This window comes from uncultured Phascolarctobacterium sp., assembly GCF_934190775.1.
Lineage (GTDB): Bacteria > Bacillota > Negativicutes > Acidaminococcales > Acidaminococcaceae > Phascolarctobacterium_A.
The window spans coordinates 37656-55635 of sequence record NZ_CAKPTG010000010.1; the positions used below are offsets into that span (position 1 = coordinate 37656).

A 17980-nucleotide genomic window follows, 5' to 3' on the forward strand; every position below is an offset into this window, starting at 1 on the left:
CCTATGCTTCTACAGTGATTTTTGCGGGTTCGCTCTTGCTATCTTCTTCATCCAGGTCATACAGGTCGTAGCGGAAGTATTGTACTACATCCGGTGCGTGATTGATGTCATATTCCTCTGCTTTGTTCTCGTTGAGCTGCTGCAGCATATGGTCTACAGCGGTAAAGCGTTGGTCATAAACATAATCGTAATTACGCAGATCAAGCAGTGCGCCGTTGCTGTGCTGAATGTTCGGCTGAGCAGTGAAGTGCAGGTACATCCATTTATTCGGGTTAGTACCCTCCTGCTGCCATTCATCCAGATTTTGCGCCGGGTTGTTCACTGCAATGTTGTTCCAGTAAGCGCTGTCGCTGCCGTCACGCTGCGGCGGTGCGCCCCATACAGCAGTCTTCATATGCTTATTGCTGAAATGCGCAACATTGTTGACTACCAGCTTATCAATATGGAACATGCCCTCGCTTACTTTGATAGAGCCGTTGTTGAGCCACAGATGCTCGAAGCGGACGCCCTTATTGGTAATTATCTCACCAATCTTCAGATTGTCAATAGGCTTATCAGGTTGTGCGCCGTCCGGAACGATGGTCAGAAGGCCATCAGCATCCAGACGCTGCTGAATCTTGTTCAGGTCAATATCGCTGCCCTGGGCAATAATCTTGGTGCCTGCGATAAGCTCGCCAACCTTAAGCTGCATACCTTCGGTCTTCAGCTGCAGAGCTACCAGATTGCCGTCGATTTTTGCCAAGGTAAGATTGCCGTTGGCAACGTCGATAAGCGCGTTGTTGGTAGCATAAATCTCATGCAGGTCAACATCTCCGGCACCCTTGATCTGCAGTTTGAAGTTGCCGCTGTTGATAGCACCCTTGTCGCCAAGAGCGGTGAATTTGTTGTCGTTGTCAGTTACATTACCGTTCTGCAGTACGTCGATGTTAATGTTGCCATGCTCGGCAGTTACATCGCCGCCAAAAGTGATGTCGCCTTGAGCTGCGTCTGTCTGCAGGTGGATGTTGCCAGCCGTGCTGTTGATAATACCTTTGGTAGTAATGCTGCCTTTGGCATTGTATTCAACATTCTGCTGAGCCTTAACTTCTCCGCTGGTTGTAATGCTGCCGCCTGCATCCAAATCTACGTTAGCGTTGGTAGAAGTGAGATTGCCGTTAGCAGTAATATCCTGCGCTGCGTCAATATCTACTGCCTGATCAGCAGTTACGTTCTGCGTCGTTACGCTGCCACCTGCGTTCAAATCTACGTTAGCATTAGTAGAAGTAACATCATCGTTGGTGTTGATATCGCCGTTAGCATTGGCAATTACGTCATCATGAGCAGTTACTGTGCCATTAGTCGTAATGCTACCGCCGTTCGCCTTCAAATCTACGTTAGCATTGGTAGAAGTGAGATTGCCGCTAGCAGTGATATTATTCGCTGCATCGATATCTACATCATTGTTAGCAGTTACGTTACCGGTATTTACATTGCCAGTGCTGGAGTTGAGCTTTGCTTTACCGTTTGCTGCAGTAACATCGCCGATGGTGTTGATATCGCCATTAGCATTGGCAATTACGTTGTTAAGCGCATTTACTGTGCCTTGGGTTGTAATGCTGCCACTGCGTGCATCCAGAGTAATTTCACCATTGTTAGAAGTGAGATTGCCGTTAGCAGTAATATCTTGCTGTGCGTCGATATCTACTGCCTGACCAGCAGTTACTTTCTTCGTAGTTACGCTACCTGCGCTAGAGTTGAGAACTGCATTACCGTTTGTTGCAGTAACGTCGCCATTGGTGTTGATATTGCCGTTAGCATTCGCAATTACGTTGTTATGAGCATTTACTGTGCCATTAGTCGTAATGCTGCCACCTTTAGCCTTCAAATCTACGTTAGCGTTGGTAGAGGTGAGATTGCCGCTAGCAGTGATACTATTCGCTGCATCGATATCTACTTCGGTTTTGGCAGTTACGTTCTGAGTATTTACGTTGCCTGCGATAGAGTTGAGAACTGCTTTACCATTATCTGCGGTAACATCGCCGTTAGTGTTGATATTACCGTTAGCGTTGGCAATTACGTTGTTAAGCGCATTTACTGTACCTTGAGTTGTAATGCTACCGCCTGCATCCAGAGTAATTTCACCATTGTTAGAGATGAGATTTCCGCCTGCAGTGATACTATTCGCTGCGTCGATATCTACATCATTATTGGCAGTTACGTTACCGCCAGTTGCAACAGATCCCTTCTTAGAATTGATGCTTACCTTATCAGCTGCATTCAAAGCAACTCCTTCTGCCGTAGTAATATCGCCATCGGTCGTAACCGTAATATTACCGGTATGCTCATCATTATACTTAGAGGTATCAATAGTGGAATTAATGGTAATTTTGCCGGTATCTGCCTGGTAGTTTTCAATCAGGACATCGCCCTTGATATGAGAATCAGCAACAGTAACCAGCAGATTATCCGTCGTACCATTAAACCTGGTTACGCCATCAACCATCAGGCTGCTGCCTGCGTTCTTACCCTTAATCGTCAGGCTCTTCACCTTATTGCCCTTGCTGAGCAGCTGCTGCGTCTTGCCGGATTCAACTGTCAGATTGTCTGCAGTGATTCCCTTAGCCGCTGCATCCTGCATTACGCTGCCGTTAGCATCCAGCGTCAGGCCGTTGTTAGCACCGTTCACTGTAATGCTGCCGTTGCCAAGTGCGATATTACCATTAGTAGCGGTAATTACGCTATCAGCGCCAGCTACCAACGTGCTGCTGTTCAGGTTAACGTCATTGCCTGCAGTGATGTTGCCTGCGCCAATAGAGGTAATGCTGCCGGTTGTTACTTTCACATCATTACCTGCGTTAATATCGCTTACACCACCTGCAGTAACAGTACCTGCGTTCAGGTTAACGTCGTTGCCTGCAGTAATGTTGCCTGCGCCGCCAGAAGTAATGCTACCGGTTGTTACATTTACGTCTCCGCCTGCAGTGATATTGCTTGCGCCGCCTGCAGTAACAGTACCTGCGTTCAGGTTAACATTGTTACCGTTAACAGTTACATCTCCGCCTGCGCTAATGCTGCCGTTACCTGTATCGTTACCGAAGTTTACGTCGCCGTCCAGGTTGAGCTTAGCATTTCCTTTAGCAGTAATGCTGTCAACTACCAGGCCCGTATCTCTCTCGCCTGCGCCCTGCAGGTAAATAGAACCATTGTCTGCCTTAGCGTTAATTACAGCGCCATTTTCCAGAATACGGATACCATCATCAGCTTTGCCGATATCGCCGTTGGCTGCCTGCAGGTTAATGCTGTTGGCGTTCAGATAACCGGTATTCTTGCCTGCTTCCGTAGTCATCTGCATACCGTTATCTGCCTTGAGCACCAGCGTACCTGTTGCCGCATCCTGAATTGTCAGCACCTGCGCCGGCTTGTTGCCTACAGCCGTCTGATGCAGATATACGCCGTGGCCAGTGTCGGTATTTGCTTCCAGATTGCCGCTGATATTAGTCGTGATGAAGGCATTCTCGCTGCCTACATCGCCCTTGCCACCCTGGATAATAAGGTTATCGGCAACAATGCTGCCATCGCTCATGCGAATGCCCTTATCACTGAGCAGCTTAACATCCTGCGTCGTATTAATCGTACCGGAAATATCCAGCATAGTATCCTTAACGCCTGCCAGATAAACATTACCGGTATTGGCAGTATTACTGGTGTTAGCCTGCAGATTCAGCTTGCCGCCATCTGCCAGCTGTACCGTAATCTGACGCTGCTGACGAACTTCAATTCTGTTGTCAGTATCATTCCAGGTAAGGTCACCGGCTTTAGCCTGTGCCAAAAGCTTAAGGTTATCCAGCTTGCCCATCTCGCTGTAGGCAATGTTGGTTGCTTCGCCGTCGATACCGATGTTCTTGCCTGCGCTCAGGCTGATGTTCTTGCCCTGAACGTTGGCCTTATCTACTGTAAGTACCTGGCCGGGGGCTGCATTCAGCACGCTGTCCTGAATAGCATACAGCAGCTCATTTTTGCTCCAGCCGTAGGCAGTGCTGTTATCAACCTCTGCGTAGTTGATAATCCACTGCAGCTCAGCATCGCTATAGCCTTTGCCAGCAAATACACTGTCATTTTGCAAAGCCTGCATATAAGCATCGCGAGCATTAGTAAGTGCTTGTTTCTGTGCCTTTTCATCTGTAAGCTTCGCTGCTTCCGCACTAGCTTTAATGTAAGCATCCTTCGCTTGGTTGAGAGTTTCGCTGCCGGCAAGCTTATCATTATACTCTTTAGCTGCTGCTTTATAATTGTCAACCTTAGCTGCATTCAAACGTTGTGCCTGTTTTTCCAGTGCCTGCACACGCTCGCTCTTGGCTGCCGCTGCAGATGCCGTGCTTTCTTCTGCGCTGTCATTGCTGTTAATCAGTCCCAGCTCCTGCCACTTTTGCAGCTTGCTTTCGCTGTCGGACAAGGTGCTGTCGCCTACTGCGTCGATAAAGCTGCCGCTGGTTGTGAGGTTCACATTACCAGTCTGGCTGGCAATATGACCGATACGCATATCGCCGTTGTTGTTGGTCAGCGTAATATCGCCATACGCGTTGGCATTCACGCTTGCAGACATGGTATCACTGCTGGTCAGCGCCTGACCGGGAGCAATTGCTGCGTTGATTGCACCAAGGCTGGTGAAATCAATGCGGTTGCCGTTCAAAACAGTGCCATCTGCTGTAGTAATGTCACCTGCTGCGTTGATTACCAGGTTACCGCTCAACGCGCCCTTATTGCCGCCGACAAATTGCAGCTTGCCACGGTCGGAATTGATGCTTACGTCACCAGTTGTTGCTTCAATATTCAGCTTCGCCATGTTGCCCAATGCGCTGTGATTAATGCTGATGCCTTTGGCTGCTTTAGCAGTCAGGTCGTCTGCGTCAACGCGTGCACTGCCAACAGAGCTGATAGCACCGCCGATGCTGTTTAAGGTAACCTTGCCGATTGCGCTGCCGTCAGCCTTAGTCGCATTGCTGATGTTGCCTGCAAGATACATATCCTTGGCACTGGTAACGCTGATGTCACCGCTGCCGCCGGTCATGAAGCCAATGTTAATCGGCTTATCACCCTTAATCGTATAAGTACTGCTGGTGGAATGCATCTGGGTTTCAGTCCAGGTGTAGGTGCAATGGCCATAGCCGAAGATTTTGCCCCATGTGCCGGAATATTTTTTATTCTGGACAACAGGAGTGTAAGTCGATTCATTAGGATTATTATAGTCCTTAGTCGTTACACCATATTCCTTGGCGTTAGTGTTCACCTTGATAACAGTACCCTGTCCCAACGGATCGGCGCCAGTGATACTGGAGGAAGAAACCTCTGTCATACCCTTCTTAACTTCCTCGTTCTCGATAAAGTCTTTAGTAGTGCCGTATTTGATCAGGCCCCAGGCAATGAAGTCCTTCTCATACTGCCACTTGATAATCTTCTTATCACCGGAGGTGCCACCTGTCCAGTTAATCGTCATGCCGTTAGCCGGTTTATAAGTGGTAGCAGAACCATTAACCTGCGTTTTGCTGGTAGAGATTGCATTACCCTTACTGTTAAGCGTCGTTGTCTTAACGGACATCTTCTGGCCATCAGTGGTGTACTCAGTCAAGGTATTCTTCTGCGTATCCTTAATGCTGATGAGGCCGGTGATATCCTTATTAGTGATTTTGTTCACCCGCAAATTGCGGTCTGCGTTCGTAGTATTAATCGCAATGTTGGCAGTACCGTCCATTGCCAGCAGCTTGCCACTGCCAGTGCTCGACAGTGCGCCGGTAATATAAATCTTACCGCCGTTAGGCTCAATTGCTTCCGTCAGCAGCTCCTTAGTAGCGGGGTTGTAGTAAACCTTAACAGTATAGTCATAAGCGCCGGTTGTTGAGTTATAAACTGCGCCGGCCTTTGTGCTTACGCAATACTTATCGTTGGACATAACATATTGATCGGTAAGTGCAGTCTGGTTACGCGCATAGTCCCTATCCAGATTGCCGATTTTGTTGTTGGCTGCATTATCAAGTGTAACCTTGAAATTCTTGTAGCCACTCTGTACCAGGCCGTCCAGGTTAACATTCAGGCCGCTGATATAAACGTTATTGCCTGCAACAATACCGCTGGATTTATTGACGCTGTAATTCCTGATCTCATTAACCTCTGCATCAGTAAGGCCAAGAGCGTCCTTATGCGCAATCAGAGCGTCCTTATACGCCTGATAGCTGCCGATATTGCTCAGCCAGTCAATAGTAGTCTTGCCATTAACACCCTGATTGGAAACATAGCTTTGAATCTTTTTAGCAATAGCATCGCTGAACTGGTACTTGGTTACCGGGTCACCACCAACAAGCAGCAGCCCCTTGCTGTTCTGCGTTACCGAACCCTTATCAGCCTTCAGCTCGATGTTGCGGGCGCTGATATTGGCATTGCCGTCTACGTTGATATTGTAATTGCTGTTTTGGATTAAAACGTCACCGGTGCTGTTCTGCACAGTACCAAAGATACCGATATCAGCCTTAGTCAAACCGTTGTTAGATATGCCAGTGCTCTTGACAGTAATCTTCGGATCTGCGTTAGTACCTGCAGCAGTATTCATTGTACCATTGAAGCCATCAACCTTGCTCACCTCAGCATCGTTGTAGCGGATTACGCCGCCCTTATCCTTGATAGCCAGGTCGTTAATCTTCAGGTACAGGTCACTGCTGTTATTAATCGTCAGGTTCTTGGCACCCTGCGCCGTCAGGTTGCCGCTGCCCTGCAGCTTGTCAGCCTCGATATTGATGTTGCCGCCGGAAACAACGATATCCTTGACATCAACTGCCGGCAAAGAAATTTTATCGAAAATGCTCTTGTAGGTTTTGCCATTCTCTACGCTGGTCTTGACAAAGCCATTCTCCTCCATCTGGGTGATGATGCGGTTTCTTTCACTGTTCAAAATGCTGTATTCGTCAGAACCAGAAGCATATTGGCCCAGAAGCTCATTAATTTCCTGCAGACGGGCGTAAAGACCATTTTCCAGATCAACCACATCTGCAACAATATTCTGCTTGGTATCGAACCAATCCTGACCTGCACCGGTGGTAACCTTGATGCCGCTGAAGTCTATGCTGCCTTCTTTAACAACCTTGCCGTTTTCAACCTTAGGATTAGTAACCTTAGTGCTGCCGCTGATGGTAAGCTCCAGATTATTATGGATGCCTGCGCGTACATTTTTACCGCTGGCAATATCCACATAGTTGGCAACCGTTTCGCCCGGAGTTACCTCGCCCAAGGCGGTGGAGGTAACGGAACCGCTGCCGCTGGTACCCTTATAGATGTTGTATTCGCGGGCGGAGGTCGATACGGTAGTCATGCCCTTGCCAGCCTTGAAGTTGACATGGCGTACACTGTCGATATCTCCGTTGATGCTTACCTGATTTTCCTGCGTCATCGTGTTCTTGGCTTTCGGAGCAGTAGCCAGAGGAACTGCCGTCTTGTTATATGCATCCGCCAGCACGTTGTAGGTCAGCGAGGAGGTGATGCCGTCCAAGTTTGCGCCTGCGTAAATATTTACGTCATTGGTGCTGAGTATCTTACCATTAGTAACGGTAATCTTGTTGCTGCGCTTCAGGGTGTTATCTGTTTTGGCAGAAGCTGCACCCACAGCACCGCCCTGGGTATCAGCAGTAGTATCAAAGGTTGCGGTGGTTTCATCGGTTGCTGCGAGGGTGATATCCTGATCAGCCTTCGCCGTCGACAGATTACTGCCATTAACCTTGATGCTGTTGTCATAGGTGATAACATTCTTGCTTGCTGCGATAGTAACAGGAACAACGCCGGCAGATTTAAGCGTATTACTGTAATTCATCTTGCCGTCGGTATAAGCCAGCGCTTCAATCGAGCCTGCGCTGCCGGTACCGCTCAAGTTTGCATTGTCGATATTCACGCCTGCAGTATATTTCAGCACGTTGTCCATATCATTAACATTAACACTGCCGCCGCCATAACCGCTGCCCTTCAGGTCAACGTCATGGTTCAGCGTGTTGTTGGCAATGTAGGACTGCTTGCCGCTGGTTGTGATATCGCCTGTTACGTTGATATTAGCGTTATGCTCAACATTGTTTTTAATTTCTGTGCCGCTGGCACCGACAACGGCCGCCGTCAGGGAGTCCGCCAGAATATCCAGCTTATCCGCATTGTTGGCTGCAACGCTCAGGGAGCCTACATTCTGCCATTTGCCGCTCACATCAGCAGTAGTATTGGTGGTAATCTCATTCTGCGACCTTGCGGCAACAGGGTTGAAGCCTACGATACCGCCGCCATAGCCATTGGCATCATTATTTACTGCACTGTAGCCGGAGCTGCTGATGTTTACAGCGCCCAGCCTGTTGTATACATTCTCTTTAACGCCTGCAGCCTTCACGCTGGTCGTCAGGTTCGTCTTGGTATCGGACCAGTTGCTGCCGCTGGCAATATAACCGCCCACCGTTACGCCCAGGGTATCTGCCGAAATAACCGAAGCATTATCAGCCTTAAGCTTCAAAGCGTTAACACTATACTGCTCTTTGCCCACATCAACGCTGACAGTCATATCATTTTCTGCATAAGCAGTGTTGAAGCCTGCAGCGTATTGACCGGAGGCAGTAGCACCAATTGTTTTGGCACTTACGTTATCTACAGCATATTCGTTATTATTATCATCCTTGGCAGTCTGGGTGGTTACGTTTGCCGTAATCTCCACATTATCAGCTGCAAAGCTGCTGCCGTCCGCAACCTTTGTTTCTACCGTACCGCTGGCCTTAGCCTTGGATACAGCCACACCTGCTACCGCCAGCAGGCCGCCGGTATAAGCCTGTGCCTCTGCGCGTACTGCAGGCTTATTGGTTGCGTTCAGGCTTACGCTGTCGCCAAGGAAGTCGGAAGCACCGGTTACGTTAACCTTGCTGCTGCCTGCATCCGTAGCGAGTGCAACAATGCCCTGTGCCGCAGCAATGCCAACCATGCCACCGTAGGTTTCTGCAGTAATGCTGTTGGCTTTGACAGAAGCAACATCAACCGTGCCGATATTGTTGTAGCCAATCACCTTATCGTAATCCGTCTCGTAATAACCTGGTTTACCATCTTTGGAAGGCACGTAGGTTTTTTCATATACATCTTTACCGGCAATAAGCTTGCTGCTGCCGATAGTTACAGTATTATTGCTATTATTCGTAGCATTGGTTACCAGCACACCGCCTGCTACAGCGCCTGCAGTTGCGCCGATAGTGCGTACTGCTGCACTGCTGGTATCCTCCGCTTTAACGGTCAGCGTACCTTTGGAGCTGTTATCGCCTGTAGCCTGAACTGTGCTGCTATTGATAGTAATAGCGTTAGCGCCATGCAGGCTGTTCTGCGCGTAGGCAGCACTGCCTGCGAAAGCAGCTCCTGCTGCTACCTGATAAGCATCAATCTTGGACGTGCCGTCCTGCGCACTGCCAAGCGTTACATTCTTGCCAATAAGCTTGCTGTTATTGTTGATGGTTACGCCAGTCTTGCGTTCTACATCAAGAACCGCAACAGAAGCGGCAATGCCGTTGCCTGCGATACCTGCTGCCACCTGCGCCGATGTCAGCTTAGCATCAACAGTGCGCTTAGCGTTAACCTTCGTATCGCCTGTTGCCTGCAGCGTAGAATTGCTTACCTTCGCCTGCACGCCCTCAGCCTTGCTGCTGCCCTTGCTGGCTTTAGTACCAGGACCAGCACTCAGGTTCTGGCCGTTGCTGCCGGTATATTTATTAAAGGTCATGCCTGCAGCGTTAGCACTGTTGTTACCATTTTCATCAGTAACAGTGCCGACAGTTCCCTGTCCTGCAATTGCAGCATTCGCTTTATCAAGGATATCATTAGTATTAAAGGTTGCCTTTTTATCACTATCCGTAGTTTCGCTGTCGCCATACTGGTCTGCAGCTGCTGCGCCAATCGTAGTTACGCTGACGTTCGCACTGTAGCCATGTCCACCGAGAGCAGCGTTTTCCACCACCTGCTTAACGTCCAGCCTTTCGGTTGCTGCTACGTCGATAGCAGCGGCAGTAATCTTGCTGCCGCTAATTTCGGTGATAACGCCTGTATCAATCGTGTTCACGCCTACGCCGACGGCAACGCCTGCAGCGCCCACTGCATCAGCACCATTGACAAAGCTTGTTTTCACAATGTTATCTGCCTTCGCTGCGAAGTTGCCCTGTGCTTGCAGGTTGCTGTTATCCTTCACCAGCGTGGAAACAGTGTTATCCAAATTATTTACAGCTACGTTCAGACCACCTGCAACCATGCTGGCAGCTACGCCAAAGACTGCTGTTGTCACATCAGTCTTGTTGGCAGCGTTGACAGTAATATTACCTGTTTCAGCCGTTACATTGCTGCCGCTCAGCTCAGCAACAGTCTTGCTGTCATCATCCACTACGCCAATGCCTGCACCACCGGCAGCGCTAACGAGCGCGCCGGAAGCTGCGGCAGCAGCACTGCGCAACGTAATATCGTTAACGTGGTCGGCATTAATAGCCAAGCCTTTATTTGTGCCTTGAATATTCTTAACTGCAGCAGTAGTTTCTGCGTCCAGCTTAGCAACCGAAACAGTTCCTGCGCCGGCTCCGGCACCATAAGCACCACCAGCTGCGGCAATACCATAGGAGTTGGTAGACATTTTCGCTTTATTCAATGCACTGACGTCAATTTTATTGCCGTTGACAAGCTTCTTCGCACTGCCACCGTCAATCATTGCCGTTACATTTCTGCTGACAACACCTGTATCAGATGCCAGACCGACACCTGCACCACCGTCAGCGCCACCGCCTACACCAAGAGAACCTACATGGCTTTCGCTCTTGGTAGCATCGTTTGCTGCTACATAAACGTCTGCCTTGCTGCGGTCGGTCAATGCTGCATTAATGCTACTATCCGTTACCTTGGCATTGGTTGCGCCCAAAATACGGTTAACAGTAACCGTGCCTGCGACGCCCACGCCAACGTCAGCACTTACTGCCACACCGCCGCTGACTGCTACATTCGTCAGGTTGTGCTCCGCATCAGCCGCGATGATAACGCCGGTGCGCTTTTTATCGCTGACTACATTATCATTATCCTTATTGCGTTCGTTGACAGCCACGCCTGCATCATTGCCTGCTGCCGTCAGCTCTGCATTATTAACTACGCTTTCAGTAGTACCGCTGATTTCATTGTAGGCTACGCCCATGCCAACGCCGGCCTGACCGCCTGCAGCCACACCAAAGGCACCTGCAAAATTCTGCAGGGTATCCTTACTCTTGGCAATTACGGCCAGCGTGCCGTCTGCATTAATCTTGGCACCGTCAATCGCAGCCTTGGTATCGTTCGCCAGCAGGTTTACGCCGATATTACCGGCAATACCTGCAGTTTTGGCAACACCGCCAGCTACGCCGACAGAAAGAATGCTGCTGTCGGATTTAGCTTCGGCTGTGAAGCCCTTAACCTTATATTCACCCTTGGTAACAGTAGTATTGGTATCAGCATCAAGCTGGTTAACCGCAATACCTGCACCAATCGCAGCGTCTTTAGCACCTGCAGCAACAACGGCAACGGTAGTAATCTTGCCCTTGCTGTCAGCAGTAGCCTGCACAGTCGCTGCATTATTCTTATCCTTATTGATATTGGTATTAACAAGCTCTGTATCCGTATCCTTCTTGATCATAGCAGCAGAGCCTGCACCGCTGAAGGCCACATTACCGGTAGTAATGGAGGTACCTACGGAAATAGTCGTCAGCGTTGCCTTGTCAATAGCATTAACGCTAATCTGTCCATCGTCAGTAGTGGTAATATCAGCATTATTGATAGCAGCCTTGTTGGTTTGCTTTTTCTCGCCAGCACTGCCGGTGATATTGCCGATTTCGTTGTAGGCTACGCTGCCGCCGGCCGCAAATTTGGCATTGCTGCCTGCGCTGACGCTTACCGCACCTACTACCGCCAGCTGGTTGCTGTCATCCGAAGACTTCACTGCCACCTTGCTCATGTTGTTGAGCTTCGTGCGACCGTCGGTGGTCTTCTTATCACTAGTGCCATCATATTTGTCAATAGCAGCTTCTACATCGTTACGACCGCGGTTAACAACAACCACGCCGTTCAAAGCGTTGGCTGTACCTGCAGTAACTGCTGCACCGACGCTGTACACGTTACCCTTATTGGCTGCGTCTACTGTCAGAGCGCTGCTTGCACTATTCACGCCGCTGATTTCGCTGCCTTTGACATAAGCGCCGGTAGTATTGTTCAAGGAATTGTAAGCAACAGCCAAGCCTGCGCCCAGCTTGGATTGGGAACCGGTAGTAACACCAATCTGTCCTGCAACATTCACTGCCAAAGCACCGCTTTCGGCCTTTACATCAGTTTTAGGCGTAATAAGCTTGCTGTTTTCAACAGTTGCCGTAATATCGTTATTCAGCGACTGCCAGTTAGCACTGCCGCCTACACCGAAGCTACCTGCGGTTCCGGCAACACCGGCCGCAAAGCCTGCCAGAACAGTATGGCTTGCCGCATTAACGTTCGTGCCGACTAATTTATCACCGTTGGCTTTGCCGGTAGTCGTAATAGTGCTGTCCTTAATCTTAGCATTATAATCATTGTCAATATCGCTGACAGTTACAGATGCAGCTGCGCTGCCGCCGTCGTTACCGGTGGTAACGCCTACGCTTACCGCGCCGGTAACAATCACATTGCCGCCACGGGTAATATCAACATTGGTAGGCTTATCGCTGTCGCCGCTTTCATCTGCTGCTTGCTTAACCTGCTCCAAATATGCAGAGCCGTCAGCATCGAGGCCGCGATTTTTGAGATACTCAGCCTGCGTGTTAGCAGATTCATCGGTATCATAGGCTGCAACATTCAGGCTTTCGCCGGTCAGTGTTACGCCCTCAACCGTTGCATTGGCATAGTTATCCAATTTATTGTAGGCGGAATTGCCGGAGAAGGAATAGGAGGTATCGGCGCCGCCTGCTACACTCACGTTGGCAGCTACGCCAACCTGCGTCATGTTGGTAGTTGCTCTAACATCAGCAGTGGTGATTTTGTCATAGGTGCCGCCTAAAATTGCCGCCTGCACGTCATTCTTCAGCGAACCATAGGCCACAGTCGCACCGCCGACAAAGGCGTTATTGCCACCAACAGAAATGCTGGTGTTCACGCCGCCGGTTATCTGGATATCGTTATCAAAAGCTGTATTGGTAATAGAGGTTTTATCTTCACCGCTGACATTTTTGGTGTTTACCTTATTATTCTGCAGCAGTGCATAAGCAGTATTATCTGCAATATTTACCGACGCATTGACGGTAGCAGCAATATTCGTGCCACCATTGCCACCGGCAGAATTCTTCGCCAGCGCCAGGCCCAGGCCTGCAGCTGCCAGCGAGCCGGATTTTTGCGCGTTGTTGATAATCGCAGCAGCGTTTTCAATTTCGCTGTTGCTGATTACCGCCAAGGTCTGCGAATCAATATCATTCACAGCAACGGTACCGCCAAAGGCCGCATTATTGCTGTTCGCATTATTGTCCTTAGTCAGATTCTTCCAGGAGATACCTGCAGCACCACCGGCAGCCACCATCATAGCAGTGTCCTTGGCAGTTACAGTGATATTCTTATTCTCAGTAGTATCCTTGGCAATGTTGATTTTAACATTGTCTACAAGCGCACCGGTATCGCCATCCAACAGATTGATTGCTGCGCTGCCTGCACCGGCAATAGTTACAGAGGACTGCTGCCCGGACGGAGTAGCGGTAGGCTTCTGGTCGGTAGGCAGTACCTTCTGCGCTTCGGTCTGACGGTCCATCAGGCCATTAATCTTGCCTGCTACCTTATGGTCAAGTGCATGGAGCTTATTTTGAAGTGCATTACTCTTGTTGCTTACGAAATTGCCCAGCTTGTCAAAAATACCAGCTTCACCACTGTCATCGCCAGTAGATACGCCGCCGGCAACAGCTACGTTGATAATTTTGCCGCCGGTTTCAGCATTAACCTTAAAAGAGCCTGCATTGATAGAGCCTTTAGTGCCATCAGCAGTCTTGGAGCCGAAGAAAGCTTCCTGCTCGTTATTATCCGTATCTTGACGCAGACCGGAAGCATTCTGCACCAGCTGCTGCAGCGTTGCACGTTTTTCAGCAGCAGTATTCGCCAGCTTTTGGGCTTCCTTGCTGCGGTCCGCATTTGCGTCCTCGTACAGTTTATTGCCGCTATCACTGCCGCTTTCGCCCTGCTCAGTCGTTGCCTGCGGAGGAGCAGTATAGCCATTATCACCAATTGCTGCATATGTATAGCGGTCAAAATTGGTAATCGTTGCTGCCACACCAATGCCTGCAGTTTCGCCAATACCCACAGCACCGGCTGCACTATAAACATTGGTATCATTCTTAGCATTGAGGTTGACTGCGCCCGTGCCCGCGTCGATAACTGCTTCGTCATCTACGGAAACAAGGCTGTTGCTTGCACCCTCAAGGTAGCCCACCATGCCGCTGACGCCGCTGGTTGCACCTTTGCCTGCGCCAAGCGACAGCTGAACATGGTCAATTTTATTTTCTGTGCCTATGTCTATAGAGCCTGCAGTTGCATTCAGCTTCGCTCCCTGTGCTACCGCAACAAGGCTGTTGGCATCAGCCAGACCAACGGCAAAGGTTCCGCCAGCTGCGTTTTCACCGCCGCCGTTTAAGCCAAGCTTACCTGCCAACGATACGTCAAACTGCTTCGATGCAGCTTTCATTGCCAACTCGTCTTTTGCAGTAATCTTGGCGTTCTTACCGATTAATACGCGCGCATTGTTGCCGATATCCGTTGCTACTGCACTGCCTGCCAGCGCAATTTTAGCAGGCTTTTCGCCTTGGCCAGGGCCGCTCTTGCCACCGTTAGCACTGCCTGCCGAAAAGTTAAGATAGCTATTGGGATTAGCAAAGGCTGCTGCCGCGCTCACTACGTTAAGCGGGCCTACAGCGATATTCTTAGCATCATCACCCAAAGCACTAGTCAAAGCGCTGCAAGCAGTAGTAAATTCCTTAAATTTTTGTCCGCCAAACAGGTCCATGAAATCTACCTGCTCTCCGCCGTTGGAAGAGAAGCAGTTATCTTTGGCATAATTAAAGAATTCATCTGCTGCAGTGCTCAAAGCATCTGCCTTAGCTTTTATATCAGCATGAGTTTCGCCTTCATAAGCAGCCTTAACCTTGGCGCAGGCATCCTTAACCTCCTGCACCATGCGGTTGATACGATTATATTCAAAGCTGCTGTTAGCCGCAACATTTACCTTGCCACCGGTAAGCGTAACGTTGGTAGCAGGGGTAGAGCCTTTTGCTTCCTCGCCACCGGCAACAGTGACAGTTGCAGTATTATCCAGCTTGCTGTAAAGCACGGACGCATTGACGAGCGCCTTGTTGTCTACATCCTTGTCATAGTTATTGCTCATGCCGGTAATCTGCATCTGGGTATCTTCAATACGACTTTGGGCAGTAATATTAAGATTTTCTTTGGCAGTGAGCGCAACGCCCTGCCCGATTTTTACATCAGCAGTATTGCTTTCCACTGCAACACCCACGCTGACGCCGGTGCTCATGAAATTAGCCAGCTTGTCCCACGGTTTAGGCTGATCCGGCGTAGAAGGCGCATTAAGCTTATCCTTCAGCTTTTGCGGCGTATACTTGGCGTTAGCCAGCCAGTTTGTAATACCGCCCAAGACTCCACCTTCACCGGTAATTGTATCTACTGTCTGGCTGCCTTTGATATTGGTAACAATCTTCTTCATAAATGCCGAAGAACCCATGGCATTATTGGCGCTGACAGTATTATCCGTCAAAACATTTTCTGCATTAACAGACAGGCTTCCATCCTTACTGCTTACGTTGCCGTTGATATTGACATTTGCCTTGCTGTCATAATCGGTTACGTTGATGGCGGTAGCAACAACAGCCTTTTCACCTGTGCTTACCTCTGCCTTGGTAATCACACTGTTTACAGATTTCGCTTCAATGTTGACGTCCTTTTGCAGGTCAGTCATCTTCGCAGTCTTGCCAATGGTAACACTGCTCTTATTGTCACCTGTAGTAATATTCAACGCAACATTAAGCGTGTTGGGGTTATCAGAAACATCAATGGTGGTGTCTTTGGCTTCGCTGTTCACCTTGCTGTCGGCAAAGGCAGTAACAGACGTGCCGTCATGGGATTTCAATTCGCCATCAATCTTAACTGCTGCCTCATTATGTGTTTCACTGTAGGTTACAGCAGCCGCCGGGATGATGTTGGTGCCTGCCACATTCATAGCCTTCAGCAAAGCAGTGCTGGCGCCTGCGCCAGCTTCTACGCTGCTGTTCGCTTTGATATTCAGCGCTGGCTTTACAACCTTACCCTCGCTGACAGTATCGCTACCTGTAGCGTTGATAACAGCTTTTTGGCCTACGTTGACCTCGGCCTTGCTGTTCAAAACTGCATAGGAAGCATCAAGATTAGCTGTTAATGCGCCAACGATATTAGAAGTAATGTTGTGCATAAGCTTGCTGCTTTCCGCGCTCACATAACGGTTCACTGCATCGGCAGTAATATCAACCTGGTTTGCTTCTACCTTGCCATCAACATTTACAGTAGCATTAGTAGTAACAATCTGCCCATAAAGATGGGAATTGGTAGTAGTGGAGGGAGTATAATTTTCTTTATATTGGTCGGATTCTTCAACTACAACATTATTCAGTGCCTTTGCGCTCAGCTTGGCCTTGCCTGCAGCCTTTACTTCAGCACCCTCAGCAACGCTAAGCTCGGCATTAACGCTTTCCCCAGCAATGTTGGTAAAGTCATTCGAAACACTGTAGTTATCATTATAATTGTTATAGGCTGCGAGAACGATATTGCCGCTGCCATCTTTAGTAGCCTTGAGCGCCTTGTCTGTCAAACCGGATTTAACTTTACCAATGTTAACAATATCCTTAAAATCAACAACTCCAGTATGAATAGACGCACCCGTTGCCGTTGCGCCTGCAGCTACATCACCGATATCATCTTTACTTACATTTTTGCCCACGCCAATCTTGGCAGCACGCAGATTAACAGCGTTAACAGCATTAACCTGGCCTAAAACGCTGATGGTGCCGCTGGCATTGATGGGAATCTGGGCAAAGCCTTCATCCTTGATTATGGTATCAAACTTATCTTGAGCAGCGAATTGCTTATATTCATCAAATTTAGTCCTCGTCGGCGTAGCAACGTAAAGCGCACCGGCATTAATCACACCGGTTTTGCCCACGGCCATACCATCGGAGCTGAAGAAGAAAAGGTTACCGCCAACCTTTTTGTTCTGAATCGCATTAACTGTACCGTTGATATCAATGCGTGAATCAACAAAGTTAACCAGATTGGCAGCACTGTTGCTTTCTTTGGTCGTGCCAAAGTACATATTGGCAATATTATTAGCGTCCAGCTTGAACTCTTTAAACTGGTTAATTGCTACATTTTTATTGACTACCTGACTGGCAAAAATGTCAGCAACACCGTTATTATTAAAATTAACAGCGGGACCACCATCGGTTCTGGTGATAGTGCTCGCCAGTGCAGCTACAGGCTGCAGCACGAAGCCAATGGCCGTAACAGCGCTGACAACCCTTTGTGCAGCGGAATCTTTCGCAATAGCGCTCAAGCTAAGCCTTTCCGCGCTACGCAAGAACTTACGATTGACCTTCATCTTAGTTTCCCTCCTTATTAATGCCTATCCGATATGCATAAAAACGCAATAATTTTCTGAATTAATCTTAGAGCATCCTCTGCGAAACAGCAATTAACTAAAGGTTATGACCACCTGCTCGCAGTAAGATATATTCTATTAATTTATCGGAACAAAACATATAGTTAAGCATAAGATTATACTTAACCTTATATTTTAATTATAAAGCCATCTTGCCTTAACGTCAATAATTTAATAAGTTTTTTTATCATATGAGTGATTAGGCCGTTGATTAGCTAATTAAATCATCTAAAACTCAATAGTAAATTGATT

1 protein-coding gene is annotated in these 17980 nt (G+C 48.7%); it reads right to left on the reverse strand.

Annotation, left to right across the window (positions count from 1 at the left end):
• Position 1: 1 nt before the first annotated feature.
• The gene (locus Q0G26_RS06860; protein ID WP_293829311.1) at positions 2-17668 is read right to left on the reverse strand and encodes a hypothetical protein; all 17667 of its coding nucleotides are present in this window, start codon (positions 17666-17668) and stop codon (positions 2-4) included.
• Positions 17669-17980: the final 312 nt, after the last annotated feature.

Excerpts from the sequence above, each read along its gene's own strand:
- Q0G26_RS06860 (WP_293829311.1), bottom strand. The coding sequence starts at position 17,668 with ATGAAGGTCAATCGTAAGTTCTTGCGTAGCGCGGAAAGGCTTAGCTTG.